Source organism: Romboutsia faecis (genome assembly GCF_014323405.1).
In the GTDB taxonomy this organism is placed as follows: Bacteria; Bacillota; Clostridia; order Peptostreptococcales; family Peptostreptococcaceae; genus Romboutsia_E; species Romboutsia_E faecis.
The window spans coordinates 1-13,080 of record NZ_JACRWE010000011.1; the positions used below are offsets into that span (position 1 = coordinate 1).

Below are 13,080 nucleotides of genomic sequence, written 5' to 3' on the forward strand. Positions count from 1 at the left end.
ATGATCATTTAAAAAAATGGAAATCAAAAGATCAAAATCCTTTTGTTAGAAGAAAGGTAGGAAGGATAAGATAACATTATTTAATAGGAGCTACTATTTTGTATAGTAGCTCTTTTATATTTGTATACAGTATTTTATTTAATTCATTACCTTACTCATGTTTTACGATTACAAGTAAAAAAAAGAAATAGCAACATGCTATTCCCTCCTATCTAAGATTTTACTTGTAAATTTATTGTCTTATTACCTTAATATTGCTCTACCTGATACCATTAATTCTATTACTATACATACTCCTAATCCTATTACTGAACCTAATGTAAATTCTTTCATTTAATTTAATCTCCTTATTTTGTATATTCTTTTCTCTGCTTCATCACTATACCAAAAATTGACACTCCAAATTTAACACCTGCTACAAATAACTCTAGTGTCATGTTATTCTACCTCCTTAGTATTAAGAATCCCTCTAAGATTACTTACAAACTCCTTTGAAAATATATTTTTCTTTATGGATTCCTTAATTAACTTAATTAAATCATCTTCTGTTAAATCTAAAGGTCTTGCTATTAGTTGCTGTTCTTTTCTAAACGTATCCTTAAAGTATACAAATCTTATCTCCTCTTGATTTAATGACTTTACAAAAATCTTCTCTATTCCATACCCTACATTTCCATCTCTTATTTTTGCTTGCTTTAATACTATACAGTACTTAGTTTCACTTATTGATTTACTCATTTTTCTTCTCCTTAAAAACAAAAAAGGAATAGCAACATACTATTCCTTTCTTATGTAATCCTTTATTTAATTAATATCTCTTTTTTCTTTCTACACTGTTCACTTTCATACTGATTATATCTTCTTTTTTGATTCCACTTGTCTTTTCAAGTGTCTTCATGAAATGATTATATGTATCTTCAACTTGACTTCTTCTTCCTGAATTCTTTGATTGTTCATGAGCTCTTATTGCTCTCTTCTTTTCTTCATTGCAAATTTTTGAAATTTTATCAAATATACCCATGTTATTATCCATCCTTTTCTATTTTTTATTTAGCCTTTTCTTCTTTTAAACTTATTCCTTTGATTAATCTACCAACCCATTTATCAGAATATCCTAGTTCCCTAGCTATTTCTCTTACACTCTTTTTACTGTAATTATTAATTATGTATTTTTCTACATATTCATTAGAGTATAGTTTCATTGGTAGATTAATCTGCTGACCTTTATAATGCTTATGTATTATTCTTACTATTTCTTCACCTAGAATTTCTGACATTTCTGCGTAAATTCCTTTAAAATCACTCTTTTCTATTTTCATCATTCACCTCCTTTCATTCTCTAATTAATAATAACTATTCTTACAGAAAGTTTCTTTGAAATTATTTCTTGAAAAATTCCTTATTTTATTTCTTGTCTAAGTGTAAAATCCCGAAACCCCGTTATTTTAAAATTATTTTTATTATTTTTTATTCCTTACTTGAAAAAACATATTCACTTCCATCTGTTAATGTAAATGCATACTCTGGTGAAAGGTCTAGTATATCCTCTACATCATCATCTAACATCATTTCTTTTATTAATTCTTCTTTAGTTGTATTATTTAGCCAGAAATCTATGATTGTGTCCTTATCAAATAATCTATCGATGTGATGCTCTGTATTTAACATGTAATCTAATTCATTCATTGCATACTCTTTTAAATCATCTTTATCTTTGTAAATTAAGTAATTATCATTCTCAGTATATTTTTGAGAAATTAATTCATTGTAGTAATTACTTATCTTATCTATGCTTATTTCTTCTATGTTTAAATTGTACCAAGCAAAGAATATTATCTTATCTATATCCAAATTATTTTTATATTCAGCTATTATTTCATCTAGCTTATTACTATCTTTTAAAATGTATTCCTTTATGTATTTATCTTCTATTTCATTATCTATTCTTTCTATGACAGTTATAGTTTCATCATCTATGTTATTGTATTTATCTACTAATTCCTTTAATTCATCAAAGAATAATTTATTTATTATTTCAGATTTATTATTTATCATAGTCATTTCTACCTTTCAATTTTTTAATTATCTTTCTATTTTTACGGGGTTTCGGGGTTTTATTAAAGAGAATTGTAATTTTATTTTTTTATCTTCATTGTCTAACATTGAAATGCTCTTACTTCTGTGTAAAATTAGTATTCTTCTGAAAACATCAAAGTACTGTATTCTAAGCTATCTATAGCGTATAGCTTCTTATTTTCTTTAATTTCCTCTCTATGTATGTATAGGCTACTTTTATATTCTGGTACTTCTTGCTTATGAATTATTTCAACTATCCCTTCTCCTATAGGATTTAATTCAAAAACTTGTAAATAGTCTTTTTCTACATTTAGTTTATCTATCAAATTCCACAACAGTATACTTATTTCTAAAGGTATTTCTTCTGCTACTTTTTTAGTCATGTATCTATTTTCTGTTTTAAACATGTTTCTTTTCTCCTATTATTTTTATTCTTTATTTAAAATTTAGCGGGGTTTCGGGGTTTTATTCTAAATTACTATTAGATCTTTTAATTCTTTTTTACAAATAACAACTATTGAAAAATCACTTGAACACAAAAATAGAACTGAAATGTAATCAGTTCCATGTATCTCATCTATGTATTCAGGTATTATTTCTTTTAGTTGATGTTGTTTTAGTTCTTCTGCTCCAACTTTATCTACTACAGTTACATATCCACCTAAGTCTTCTGCTGTTCTTTCTGTACCGTAATTTTCATCTAGTATTTCTATGGTATCTTCTATTGCAGATGTTACTTCTGTTGGTAGCTCCTTTACTAACTCTAAGTCTTGTTTTTTGCAAATATTTATTATCATTGTATCTTCCTCCTTATTTGAAAACAAAAGAAGCTAGATTAAGTATTTTTCTACCTCATCTAGCTTTATTATAGTTATAATATATATTTTAAATTACATTTTACTACAGTTTCTTTATTAATATATTTTTGTATTATATTTTCTCTAATAATACCTTTGCATAATTATTAATCTAATTCCCATCCAATTTGCGTTATAGCAACTTCCTCATGTGTATTTTGATTTATTTTAATATTACGATTTACTTCATATTCATTTTCAAATATCTCATTTAGCTCCATACCCATCCTTTCTACTAATCCTGTAACTAATGCATTCCCCATACAGAAATACCTAAATTTTTCTGTCATGCCTGTATTAGTCCAATTATCATCAAATCCATTTAATCTCTCACATTCTATTGGAGTCAAAACTCTTAGCCTATTAGTTTGTAAATCTCTAACAACATGAGTGCTTCTATTCTTTGATGATTCACTTGTTAACATTGTTCTTGACGGTTTATCTAATGGATCTGGAAATGCTATTGCACCTTCTCTAAATATATACTCATGTCCATCCTTAGACACTCTAGGTATAGCCTTAGCTCCTTTCATATATCTCCAATCATCTAAGCTATCACCTAAATAATACTTTTCTTCTACCTCAAGCTCCAAAATATCACCTAGATTTATCGAAGGCTCTATTACTGGTTTATATTTTTGTGTAGTTATTGTATTTCCTATCATCATTCCACTATTTAAAAATTCAAATCTGAAATTATCAGATATAGTTAATATATCTTCATTTAAGATATAGTTATTTGTAGATTCTATGCTCTCTATCGGAAATTGACGTGCAAAAAATCCTCTTTTTTTTAAATAAGTATTTTCATTTAATTCTTTTATTTGATTAGAGTGATAATTAGTTGTATTTAAATATGCAAATATGAATATTCTAGTTCTTTTTTGAGCAAATCCATATTCTGCTGCATTTATAACTCTCCACTCAACGCTATATCCTAAGTCTCTAAAACACCCTAACATTACTCCAAAATCTCTTCCTCTTTGATTAGAAGGAGACTTTAGTAATCTATCTACATTTTCTAATAATACGAATGGAGGTCTATCTCTATCTAACATTTTATTTATTTCCCACCATAATACGCCTTTTTTACCTTCTATTCCTTTTGCTCCAGTAGATGCTACCGAATAATCTTGGCAAGGAAAACCGCCCACTAACAAATTATACGTTGGTATATTATAATCATTATAATTATTATTTATTTCAGCTATATCAATATTTAATGCTCGCGTATTTGGAAACCTCTTTGTGTAACAATCATATGCATGTTGTGACTTTCTACTTGGCTCCCACTGATTCGCTAAAACTACATTCCACCCCTGATTACTTCTTCCTAAACCTACATGAAAACCACCTACCCCTGCGAAGAGTTCGCATACAGTTTTATCTATTGCCATTTTATTATATTCTCGCTTTCTAGAAATTTATCATCTGTTATTAATAATTATTATATTATATTTTTAATCAAATGAAAAGATCGATTATAATAATAATTTTATTTTTTCTCTTCTTAAATATATATTTTAAACTCTATTTTTTTTATTATGCTATAATTATACTAAAATTATTTTATGGAGGATTTTATGGAATTTAGAACACATTCTTTTAGATATGGATTGGAAATCTTCAATACTCAAGAGGATTTTAGAATTCTATGGGATGAAGTTATTGATTCAATTAATAGTATTACTGATGATGATATAATACAATATTTTGAAAATCAACAAAGAAGAGCTAAAAGCATATCTGAAGCAATCAACTACTTATTAGATGAAAGGTTAACCAATAGAGGTTGGAATAGACAAAGTTTTATATTCAATGATCCTACTTACAGAAGTGGTAGAGGTAACAGTAACTGGAGATTAGATTTCGCTAAAGACGATATTTCAATTGAAGTTGCTTTTAATCATGGAGAAGCAGTTGCATGGAATCTTATTAAACCGGTATTAGCTAGTGAGTTAAACCATGTTGAAAAAGACATACAAACAAGAGCAGGCATATTGATTTGTGCTACTGATGAAATGAAATCAGCTGGAGGTTTTGATGGTGCTACCGGATCATACGAAAAATTTCTTCAGTATTTACCGCCTTTAAATAATTTACTAACAGTTCCTATGGTAATTATAGGATTAAATGCTCCAAGAACATTTAGAATAGAACATTATAAAGAAGGTAAAAATACATATGGAAAAGTTGTTAGATTAAATGACTAAGATTAAAAGGTAGAATAATTTTATTCTACCTTTTGACCTAAACCGCGCTCCGTTACTTGTGATACGGTTCTCCGTATCGCACTCTACGGAGCGTATTTTAACTCAACTTTATTATTACTTATTATATTACTATTTTCAGATTTAGACAATTCATTACAAGTAAATGTAAAAAGGATAGGTTACCTTGTTCTTTAGGCAACCTATCCTTTATTAAATATGTTATCACATCATCATTTAATAATATTCTATTCATTGTAGCTATTCCCTACACATTTTCCATTTTGAATTATACATTCGTGCATATCTGTAAATGGGTTATAATGACCATCAAATCCATACACACCAACTCTTATTGTTGTTCCAACTGGAACCATTTCACCTGCTTTTATTGATTGTGACTTGACTATTCCTCTTGCCTCATACTCAGGAACAAGAACTGACATGCTAGAGTCTTGTTCAATATTCAATCCTTCTACATATTTTAAATAATCCCCCTCTAAATTAGGAACTTTAATCATCTTAGTCTCTACTTTATCTTCATTTTTTACTTCTTTTTTAGTTTCTTCTTTAGTATCTGCCTTACTTTCTTCTTTTTTAGTTTCTTCTTTAGTATCTGCCTTACTTTCTTCTTTTTTAGTTTCTTCTTTACTATCTGGCTTACTTTCTTCTTTTTTTTCTTTAGGTTTTTCAGATACCCATGTTGCTTCTTCTCCACAACTTGAACAAAATTTAGTTACTTCTGTTGATTTTTCTCCACAACTAGTACAGTATACACTTTTTACAACTTCTTCTTTTTCTTCAGATTTCTCATTTTTAGCACATCCAGTTACTATTAATAAAATTATCAGCCCCATTAACATGATTACTTTTTTCATTTTCTATCATCTCACTCTTTAATTATTAAATTTAGTATCTAATTATTTAAAATCTTCTTCTGTTAAATAACTAAACCATTCTAGCATTTTTTCTCTTGCTTTTCTTTTAATTTCAAATGTTATGAACATAGAAATTACTACTAATGCTGTTATTATTGCAGTCAAATCCTCTCCATACCCTACAGCATGAATATGTTTTCCCCTTAATTATTATATATTTATTATTATATATTTTTCAATTGTTATTTTTTGTCATTTTTTCTTACTTAATATTAAATAGCTATCTTTAAATTAATATTATTCATTCTAAATAAATGCAAAAAGGATGGGTTACCTTTTTTATTTGGCAACCCATCCTTCTTTAAGTATGTTATCACATCATTATTTATTTGTATCTCTATGCTATCTATCTCTCTTTCCTTATTCATCGTTATCTTAGAAATTAGCAAATGTATCAATTGTTTCCTTTGTTGACTTGTTCCCATACTTAGGAACACTTCTTTGAATCTAGTCATTACATCTCGAACTAGTTCATATGACACAGGTTCTCCCTCTGCAATGTCAACCTCTTGCTTTAATTCTTGTTCTCTCAATTTTAATTTCTCTATGTCATCATTTATTGATTTAATTCTTGTTGATAGCTCACTTTTAGCAAGTATTCCATCTTCAAATAGTTCTAAGTTCTTATCTTTCTTTATACTTAGCTTTTTTATCTCTTTGTTTACTTGTTCTATCTGATCCAATGTAGGTTTCAATTTAGTAGATTTATTCTTATTTATGTTATCAACTACTTTTCTTAGTATTGATTCATCATTTACTAGCTCTGAAACCTTATTCATTACATATGCATTTGCTTTTTCTACTCTTATTGAGTTAGAGTTACATACTGCTGTTCCTTTATTCTTCCAATTACCACAACTGTATGTTTCTATCACTCTCTTACTTCCATCTGCTCTTTTAGTAGTTGATCTACTTATAGTCATACTTGCTCCACATGCTGGACATTTTAGTATTCCAGTCAAAGGTTGTTCACTATCATACACTTTATTATGTTTCTTACTTCTTTCTTTTAGGATTACTTGTACTTTATTCCACGTTTCCACGTCAATTATTGGTTCATGTTGTCCTTCTACTAATATCGGATTTTCATTTATTTTTTGTCTTCTTTTCTTTGCCCAATCTTGTCTTACATTGAATCTTATTTTCCCAATGTATATGGGATTTTGTAATATGGTTTTTACTGTAGAAACAGCAAATTGATTACCTTTCTTTGTCTTGTATCCTTCTTTATTTATCTTATTTACTATTGCTTTGTATCCATGACCTTGACTGTATAGTTGAAATATCTTTCTTACTGTATTTGCTTCGTTTTCATTTACTTTTAGTACTGTATTTTTTCTTTTTTTACCTTCATTAGGAATTTCTACAGAGTCATATCCTAGTACTATCCCACCATTCCATGATCCTTGTTTACTCCTTGCCACCATGCCAAGTTTAATATTGTCAGCTAAGCTCTCTCTTTCAAATTCACCTATTGCTCCCATTATGTTTAGTTGCAACTTTCCAGCTGGAGTTTCTGTTTCAAAATTCTCTGTTAGTGAGCGAAATGCTATGTTATGTTTATTCAGCAGTTCTACTATATTTAGTATATCTAAAAGTTTTCTACTTATCCTATTCAACTTCCAAACTATCACTAAATCAAACTTATTTTCAGTAGCATCATGTAGTAGTTGTTTTATTCCTGGTCTATTTGTTATATTCTTACCACTTATTCCTCTATCTTCATAAAGCTTATATATTTCATGCCCTTCCTGATTACAATATTCTGTTATCTTTACATTTTGCTCATCAATACTGTAACCTTCTTCAGCCTGCTCTACTGTTGATACCCTACAGTAGATTGCAATCCTTTTGCTTGCTTTCATCGTTACATCCTCCCAATATTTCATTATCTCTACTTAGTTGTTTTTGTATTATATTACTTAGTATTTGTATTATTTCATCAGCTTTTATTTGCTCTATTATCAATGTATCCATTCTAACCTCCACCATTTTTGATTTATACAGGAAATCGGCTTGTCCCGATTTCCCGTTATTTTTAAAATTTATACTTAAGATATATTAGAAATTCTTTCTATTATCCTATAAAAATATCTTACACACTCTTCTGGTTTCCATGTATTCATTATTTCTTCTAACTCCTCTAAACGTATCATTTTTACTATAATATACATTTTTTCTAACATTCTAAGATATTCATAGTATTCTTTTTCATGTTCATATTGCTCTTCATACATTTCATTTTCTTTTACACATTCATACAAATTATAATTTATAGAATATTTATTAATATCATATTTATTATTCATTATTTTATCTCCTATATATTTTAATTTCACGTGAAACTGAGTCCTTTGTTTTTGATTTATTGCATTCCAATATATAATATCTATTTATATATTCTTTTATTACATTCATTGCCTAGGATGTGTTTAGCACATCCTAGACCTTATTATTAATTATTAGGTATTTTTATTACATATACATTAGTTTTCATTTCTGAATTCACTTTTCTTTTTCTAGTATTTCTATCCTTCTCATGGTCTAAATACCCATTTTTCTTAAGTTCTTTAAGTACTACTTTTTCATCTTCAAAGCCACCTTCTTTTATTATTTTTTCAAACTGCATTGGTACTATTTCTAATTCAGTATAGTCTTTTTTATTTGTTAGTCTTCCAACATAATCATTCGTTGTAATTTTTTCCAACCCATGCTTGAATTTAGATGGATTACTAGATATATATTCTTTAAGGTAGTCAATTATTGACTTATCAAAATTCCTATTTTTAATAGATGTTTTTTCTGCATTTACTAGTATGTTCATTATCTCTTTTTTATTCAACTTAATACCCAACATCTCTTCAAAAAGTATTGCTGTAGCTAATATTATTGCAAATTTATTTATCCTTCTATTACTAAACTCATCTATTACATTCTTATTTTTAAATATCTGTTTTATTTTAACTATACACTTCTCATATATATTTTTTATTTCATCTTTACCTTTTTCCATTACAAATTGGGCAAATTCAATACCTATATGACCATAGTTATTCATTATAGTTTGATTTATTCTTTCTGCATTTTTAGCATCTTTAGTCCAAACTAAATCATCAATTTCTAATACTCTTACTTGTATACCTGCATTCTTATTTGCAGATTTTACTAATGATTTTTCACCATTAGATAGTACAGTAGTTAGCCATGATTCTGTTTTTCTTATCTCTAAATTTTTATTAAGTCTATCCTTATCTGTACCATTCGTTATTCTATATATTACTTCTGTAAAATTATCTATTTTAGACATAGATAATTCATCAAATGCAATTGGTACACCATTTATGCCTGATATCTTTCTTATTAATGCATTATCTGTAGAATTATATGTTGTAAACAATCCTCTCTTTTTAACATCAGGATATCCAAACATAGATATTGCCAGTTTCATTGCTGTTGACTTTCCTATTGTAGAATTACCTGATATATGAACTATTTGTGTATCTAATGCTAGTTCCTCACCTATATATCCAATCAATACTGCTGATAAGGATATTACACTAATTAGTTCTAATGGTGCATGACCTAAAACTTCTTGATTAAACATACTAAGCCAATTATCTTTAGTACCTTTAGGTTCTAATTCTAAATCACCTTTATAGATGGACTTACATCCTATACATTCATATAGTTTATATATTTCCTTATCCTCATATTTATCAAATCCTAGTTTTGAATGACTATAAAGTTTAAGTGCTGTTATTTCTTCATCTCTTAAATACATTGCTATATACTGTGCATTATTACTCATTACATCCATTCCAACTGCTTGATACTTAAGTAACTTTGATGGTGTTAAATAATCCGACCTTTTTATGTCAATACTTCTCATCATCCCCATATCATCATAATCTATCGTGCCAACCTTTTCGTTAGTTTCTATATCTGTTTTTATAGAAGATATGCCGATTTCACGGCATATCTTCAACTGTTGATTACCATCTATTATATAGATTCCATCATTTCCTCTTTGTATATGTTCATTAATACGCATATTCAATCTCCTTATGATCACATTTTTCTATATATTATCTAGATCGTCATCTTCATCATTAAAAAAGTCTACATCCAAATCATCATCTTCATCATCAAACGTAAATCGACTATGTGTATTTTGTGGTTGTATATTTTCTTCTTCCTCCTCATACTCTTCTTGTAATGCTTCAATAGATTTAATATTTAAATAATTACCATTCCTTTCAATATGTACACCAAATTCGTATCTTAACATATCCTCTAAATATATTTCATCTTCTTTATCTCCGAATATTCCATCTATCATTTGATCCATAATACTTCCTACCATTGGTATTATAAAAGTTCCTTGTCTCCCACTTTCTAACTCTTTAAATACAAGTTTTATTAAATCAGCGCCATTTTTACTTTTTGTCTGTTTAGCTTCTTCTAAAACTAATTCCCAATACCCTTCACCTAAAGAGTTTTGTCTTTTTACTAATGTACGTTTTCCACTCACATTTCTCATGTCTTTACTTCTTGATATCATAATTTATTCTCCCTTATGCTTAATTATTTTAGGGGTTATCCCCTTTCTTAATTACATATTATCAGTTTTAAGAGTATAAAAAAAAATGCAAAAAATAAGGTCTATTTTTTGCATCTTGTATTATTTTTTATTCCCAATATGACAACCTACTTATTAGTGATTTTATTTCTTCTCTCTCTATAGGGTTTTCTTCTTTTCTTGTAATTGCTATATCATTTATTAAGCATAATGAATTAAAATCAAATTCATTATATCTTTTACTCATATATTTAAGTATCTCTAGTTTATCTTCTATAAAGAGTTCTTCTTCTTTATACTTTTTCTTTTCTTGCCTAGTTAATTGTTTTGGATCTCTTGTATCACTTTTATAATCTGTATTAGGTGATAATATGTAATTTAAACTATTTTCTAATTTACTAATAATATCTTTCTTTAATTTGTCAATTTCACATCTAACTTCATAATCAAAAATTTCTAGGAATTCTATTTTTTCCTCATCTTCTAATTCTAGATTATCTATAGCTTTTTTTAACTCCTTTGCACTTACATATTTTTTGTTTGAAATTTTTAATAACGTTGATTCTCCATCTTTTAATAAATCATATATCTTTAATATACAACTTGCCTTTTCTTCTGGTATTAAGTATCTGTTTTTTTCAATCATATATTTTAGAACCATAGGCTTTATTGTTCTATTGAATCCATCCACATATTCCTTTATGTCTTTTTCTCCTACTTCTCCATCTTTTACATCTTTTACTCTATAACTATTATTTTTAATATCAATATCATAGCTTCTTTTCGCTAACTCCGATAAACTTATTTTCATATTAATAAAATATCTCCTAAAAAATTATTATTAATTAGTAGTAATTTTTTACAACTAATACTAATTACTAAATTATCACTTCTATATGTATTTATCAATGTTTCTTATTATCTTTTAATAATTTACTATTTATTTATACTTATTTGGGATTCTATTATATAGTGATTTATAGTCTATTCCACTTGATTTAGATACCTTACTTGTTGCACTTTCTACACTAAGACCTTCCTTTAGTATCATTAGAATTATTTCTGCTATTAGCATTGCTATTTGTATCATTTGTATCTCCTTTCTAAAACTTAAACATATATTGAATATTTATTATCACTTATTTAATATATCTTTTAAGCTTTCTACAAATACTTTTGAAAATATTTTTTCATTTATAGCCTTATCTATCAATTCCAACAAGTCTTTCTCTGGAAGGTCTAATGGTCTTGCAATCAACTGTTTTTTAGCCCTCATTGTATCCTTGAAAAATACCCATCTTATTTCTTCTTCCCCATCACCATCATTTACTATTATTTTTTCTATACCATAAGCATATGTACCTTTATCTATTATTGATTGTTGTAATATGGTGCAATAGTCTGTTGCTTTTACTACTTTCTTACTCATCTATATTCTCTCCTTTTAGTTTCAAATTAATAGAAACGTGGATGTATATATCCACGTTTTCACGTTATTTTTCTATTTATATTTACTCTTCTATATATGAGTATTTATAGTCAGTATCATTTATACTGAATGCATATTGTGGTTCTAAACCTAGTATTTCTTCTATATCATTAGATTCTAGTATTTGTTCAATAGCTTCCTCTTTTGTAGTTTCATTGACCCACATTTCAACAACATCATCTTTAGTAAATAGTGTATCTACCCAAAACTCATCTTTTAGTCTTTCTTCTAATACTTCATTTGCATATTCTTTTAGATTACATCCCTCTTTATATATTAGACATTCTCCTATTTCTATATAATCAACTATTCCTAGTTCTCCATAGTATTCACTAGCTTTATGCATACTTACTTCTTCTAGTTCTTCATTTATCCAACTAAATAGCTCTATTTCACCTTGTTTTAGTTTCCTATTTCTATTTTCTTTTATTATCTCTGATAGTTTATTTGTATTATTTATTAGATATGATTTAGTATCTTCATGTTTTACTTGTTCAAATATTTCTTCTATTTCATTTACTTCAAATTCATTTATCTTATTGAACTTTTTTACTAAAGCATTCACTTCTGCATAGAAAAGTTGATTTATTATTGCTGATTTATGCTTTATCATTTTATTTATCTCCTTATTTCTAGTACTCATGACTAAACATTAGAGTACTGTATTCTCCACTATCAATCATGTATAGTTTCATTTTCTCTTTTATATCTGTATTCTTTATTTTGTAAATAGACGTGATTTCGGGAATTTCCTGTTTATGTACTAATTCCACGATTCCACTTCCTTTCGGAGTCAATTCAAAAATTTGTAGGTAGTCTTTTTCTTCTAGTTTTTCTACTAAATCCCACATTAGTAGTTGTATTTTTATTGGTACTTGGTGTGCCACTTCTCTTGTCAAGTATCTTTCATTTGTAAACATCATGTACTTCC

The 13,080-nt window shown here is 27.5% G+C and carries 20 protein-coding genes; 1 reads left to right on the top strand and 19 read right to left on the bottom strand.

What is annotated here, in order from left to right:
- Positions 1–438: 438 nt before the first annotated feature.
- From H8923_RS15365 to dcm, 7 genes are all read right to left on the bottom strand, one after another.
- On the bottom strand, positions 439–738 hold the full coding sequence (locus tag H8923_RS15365; protein ID WP_153972748.1) for a hypothetical protein: 300 nt from the start codon (positions 736–738) through the stop codon (positions 439–441).
- Positions 739–808: 70 nt separating this feature from the next.
- Positions 809–1,021 (bottom strand): hypothetical protein, encoded by a 213-nt coding sequence (locus tag H8923_RS15370; RefSeq protein ID WP_187127977.1) that lies wholly within the window; start codon positions 1,019–1,021, stop codon positions 809–811.
- 25 nt (positions 1,022–1,046) lie between these two features.
- Positions 1,047–1,319 (bottom strand): Mor transcription activator family protein, encoded by a 273-nt coding sequence (locus H8923_RS15375; RefSeq protein ID WP_243139988.1) that lies wholly within the window; start codon positions 1,317–1,319, stop codon positions 1,047–1,049.
- Between the two features lie 148 nt (positions 1,320–1,467).
- Positions 1,468–2,055: a hypothetical protein gene (locus tag H8923_RS15380; protein ID WP_153972750.1), complete on the bottom strand. Its 588-nt coding sequence runs from the start codon at positions 2,053–2,055 to the stop codon at positions 1,468–1,470.
- A gap of 134 nt (positions 2,056–2,189) precedes the next feature.
- Positions 2,190–2,483 carry a DUF960 family protein gene (locus H8923_RS15385; protein WP_153972751.1) on the bottom strand — a complete coding sequence of 98 codons (294 nt, stop codon included), beginning with the start codon at positions 2,481–2,483 and terminating at the stop codon, positions 2,190–2,192.
- A gap of 63 nt (positions 2,484–2,546) precedes the next feature.
- Positions 2,547–2,873: a hypothetical protein gene (locus H8923_RS15390; RefSeq protein WP_153972752.1), complete on the bottom strand. Its 327-nt coding sequence runs from the start codon at positions 2,871–2,873 to the stop codon at positions 2,547–2,549.
- A gap of 167 nt (positions 2,874–3,040) precedes the next feature.
- On the bottom strand, positions 3,041–4,330 hold the full coding sequence (gene dcm, locus H8923_RS15395; protein WP_153972753.1) for a DNA (cytosine-5-)-methyltransferase: 1,290 nt from the start codon (positions 4,328–4,330) through the stop codon (positions 3,041–3,043).
- A gap of 186 nt (positions 4,331–4,516) precedes the next feature.
- Between dcm and H8923_RS15400 the strand changes: the two genes are divergently transcribed.
- Positions 4,517–5,146 carry a BglII/BstYI family type II restriction endonuclease gene (locus H8923_RS15400; protein ID WP_153972754.1) on the top strand — a complete coding sequence of 210 codons (630 nt, stop codon included), beginning with the start codon at positions 4,517–4,519 and terminating at the stop codon, positions 5,144–5,146.
- 245 nt (positions 5,147–5,391) lie between these two features.
- Here the strand turns inward: H8923_RS15400 and H8923_RS15405 are convergent, their stop codons facing one another.
- The 12 genes from H8923_RS15405 to H8923_RS15455 form a co-directional block, all read right to left on the bottom strand.
- Entirely contained in the window at positions 5,392–6,021 is a 630-nt protein-coding gene (locus tag H8923_RS15405) for a PASTA domain-containing protein (protein WP_153972755.1), read from the bottom strand.
- A 42-nt stretch (positions 6,022–6,063) separates the two neighbouring features.
- Entirely contained in the window at positions 6,064–6,186 is a 123-nt protein-coding gene (locus tag H8923_RS17555) for a hypothetical protein (RefSeq protein ID WP_257560009.1), read from the bottom strand.
- A 107-nt stretch (positions 6,187–6,293) separates the two neighbouring features.
- Positions 6,294–7,946 (bottom strand): recombinase family protein, encoded by a 1,653-nt coding sequence (locus tag H8923_RS15410; RefSeq protein WP_243139989.1) that lies wholly within the window; start codon positions 7,944–7,946, stop codon positions 6,294–6,296.
- Complete coding sequence (locus tag H8923_RS15415; RefSeq protein ID WP_153972757.1) at positions 7,912–8,058, bottom strand: hypothetical protein; 147 nt, start codon at positions 8,056–8,058, stop codon at positions 7,912–7,914. The genes H8923_RS15410 and H8923_RS15415 overlap by 35 nt, the downstream gene beginning before the upstream one ends.
- Before the next feature lie 74 nt (positions 8,059–8,132).
- On the bottom strand, positions 8,133–8,390 hold the full coding sequence (locus H8923_RS15420; protein ID WP_153972758.1) for a hypothetical protein: 258 nt from the start codon (positions 8,388–8,390) through the stop codon (positions 8,133–8,135).
- A gap of 146 nt (positions 8,391–8,536) precedes the next feature.
- A complete protein-coding gene (locus tag H8923_RS15425; protein WP_153972759.1) occupies positions 8,537–10,132 on the bottom strand; it encodes a DUF927 domain-containing protein in 1,596 nt (531 codons plus the stop codon).
- A 27-nt stretch (positions 10,133–10,159) separates the two neighbouring features.
- Entirely contained in the window at positions 10,160–10,642 is a 483-nt protein-coding gene (locus H8923_RS15430; RefSeq protein ID WP_153972760.1) for a hypothetical protein, read from the bottom strand.
- A gap of 127 nt (positions 10,643–10,769) precedes the next feature.
- A complete protein-coding gene (locus tag H8923_RS15435; RefSeq protein WP_153972761.1) occupies positions 10,770–11,471 on the bottom strand; it encodes a hypothetical protein in 702 nt (233 codons plus the stop codon).
- A 129-nt stretch (positions 11,472–11,600) separates the two neighbouring features.
- On the bottom strand, positions 11,601–11,750 hold the full coding sequence (locus H8923_RS15440; RefSeq protein WP_153972762.1) for a hypothetical protein: 150 nt from the start codon (positions 11,748–11,750) through the stop codon (positions 11,601–11,603).
- Between the two features lie 45 nt (positions 11,751–11,795).
- Entirely contained in the window at positions 11,796–12,089 is a 294-nt protein-coding gene (locus H8923_RS15445) for a hypothetical protein (protein WP_153972763.1), read from the bottom strand.
- Positions 12,090–12,171: 82 nt separating this feature from the next.
- On the bottom strand, positions 12,172–12,762 hold the full coding sequence (locus H8923_RS15450) for a hypothetical protein (RefSeq protein WP_153972764.1): 591 nt from the start codon (positions 12,760–12,762) through the stop codon (positions 12,172–12,174).
- A 19-nt stretch (positions 12,763–12,781) separates the two neighbouring features.
- Complete coding sequence (locus tag H8923_RS15455) at positions 12,782–13,072, bottom strand: DUF960 family protein (RefSeq protein WP_243139990.1); 291 nt, start codon at positions 13,070–13,072, stop codon at positions 12,782–12,784.
- Positions 13,073–13,080 lie beyond the last annotated feature (8 nt).

What these genes read in the sequence shown, in the direction of transcription:
- H8923_RS15380 (WP_153972750.1), bottom strand. Translation starts at nt 2,055, where the DNA reads ATGATAAATAATAAATCTGAAATAATAAATAAATTATTCTTTGATGAA.
- H8923_RS15390 (WP_153972752.1), bottom strand. Translation starts at nt 2,873, where the DNA reads ATGATAATAAATATTTGCAAAAAACAAGACTTAGAGTTAGTAAAGGAG.
- H8923_RS15455 (WP_243139990.1), bottom strand. Translation starts at nt 13,072, where the DNA reads ATGATGTTTACAAATGAAAGATACTTGACAAGAGAAGTGGCACACCAA.
- H8923_RS15450 (WP_153972764.1), bottom strand. Translation starts at nt 12,762, where the DNA reads ATGATAAAGCATAAATCAGCAATAATAAATCAACTTTTCTATGCAGAA.
- H8923_RS15410 (WP_243139989.1), bottom strand. Translation starts at nt 7,946, where the DNA reads ATGAAAGCAAGCAAAAGGATTGCAATCTACTGTAGGGTATCAACAGTA.
- H8923_RS15430 (WP_153972760.1), bottom strand. Translation starts at nt 10,642, where the DNA reads ATGATATCAAGAAGTAAAGACATGAGAAATGTGAGTGGAAAACGTACA.
- H8923_RS15435 (WP_153972761.1), bottom strand. Translation starts at nt 11,471, where the DNA reads ATGAAAATAAGTTTATCGGAGTTAGCGAAAAGAAGCTATGATATTGAT.
- dcm (WP_153972753.1), bottom strand. Translation starts at nt 4,330, where the DNA reads ATGGCAATAGATAAAACTGTATGCGAACTCTTCGCAGGGGTAGGTGGT.
- H8923_RS15415 (WP_153972757.1), bottom strand. Translation starts at nt 8,058, where the DNA reads ATGGATACATTGATAATAGAGCAAATAAAAGCTGATGAAATAATACAA.
- H8923_RS15445 (WP_153972763.1), bottom strand. Translation starts at nt 12,089, where the DNA reads ATGAGTAAGAAAGTAGTAAAAGCAACAGACTATTGCACCATATTACAA.
- H8923_RS15375 (WP_243139988.1), bottom strand. Translation starts at nt 1,319, where the DNA reads ATGAAAATAGAAAAGAGTGATTTTAAAGGAATTTACGCAGAAATGTCA.
- H8923_RS15420 (WP_153972758.1), bottom strand. Translation starts at nt 8,390, where the DNA reads ATGAATAATAAATATGATATTAATAAATATTCTATAAATTATAATTTG.
- H8923_RS15385 (WP_153972751.1), bottom strand. Translation starts at nt 2,483, where the DNA reads ATGTTTAAAACAGAAAATAGATACATGACTAAAAAAGTAGCAGAAGAA.
- H8923_RS15440 (WP_153972762.1), bottom strand. Translation starts at nt 11,750, where the DNA reads ATGATACAAATAGCAATGCTAATAGCAGAAATAATTCTAATGATACTA.
- H8923_RS15370 (WP_187127977.1), bottom strand. Translation starts at nt 1,021, where the DNA reads ATGGGTATATTTGATAAAATTTCAAAAATTTGCAATGAAGAAAAGAAG.
- H8923_RS15400 (WP_153972754.1), top strand. Translation starts at nt 4,517, where the DNA reads ATGGAATTTAGAACACATTCTTTTAGATATGGATTGGAAATCTTCAAT.
- H8923_RS15405 (WP_153972755.1), bottom strand. Translation starts at nt 6,021, where the DNA reads ATGAAAAAAGTAATCATGTTAATGGGGCTGATAATTTTATTAATAGTA.
- H8923_RS15425 (WP_153972759.1), bottom strand. Translation starts at nt 10,132, where the DNA reads ATGCGTATTAATGAACATATACAAAGAGGAAATGATGGAATCTATATA.
- H8923_RS15365 (WP_153972748.1), bottom strand. Translation starts at nt 738, where the DNA reads ATGAGTAAATCAATAAGTGAAACTAAGTACTGTATAGTATTAAAGCAA.